Below are 368 nucleotides of genomic sequence, written 5' to 3'. Positions count from 1 at the left end.
TTGCCCATCGGCATGGCAGCAGCAACAGCTGCAAGCTCTGAGCAGACGGCTTCGTACTGGGACTCGTGCACGTACAGGCGCTTCAGGGCGGCGCAGGTCTGGCCGGTGTTGATGAACGCCCCCCAGAACAGCCCTTCAGCGATGGCTTTGGGGTCGGAGTCCGGCAGGACGATACCGGCGTCGTTGCCGCCGAGTTCCAGCGTGAGCCGCTTGACGGTATCGGCCGACGAACGGATGATCGCCTTGCCCGTGGCGGTGGAGCCGGTGAACATGACCTTGCCGATGGCGTCGTGCGAGGCCAGCGCTTCGCCGACGTCGCGGCCGCCGGAGACCACGGACAGCAGTCCTTCAGGCAGTTCCTGGTTGAT

Annotated in this window: 1 protein-coding gene; it reads right to left on the bottom strand. The window is 65.5% G+C overall.

The window, feature by feature from the left end; all coding sequences use genetic code 11:
* Window positions 1-368: aldehyde dehydrogenase family protein (locus tag AB4Y81_RS21590; protein WP_441996940.1), on the bottom strand; the 368-nt coding region annotated here is incomplete at both ends.

Source organism: Paenarthrobacter sp. TAF1, from assembly GCF_052113825.1.
Taxonomy (GTDB): Bacteria; Actinomycetota; Actinomycetes; order Actinomycetales; family Micrococcaceae; genus Arthrobacter; species Arthrobacter nicotinovorans.
The sequence above is the reverse complement of the archived record's forward strand: the minus strand, read 5'-3'. Positions and strand labels throughout refer to the sequence as shown.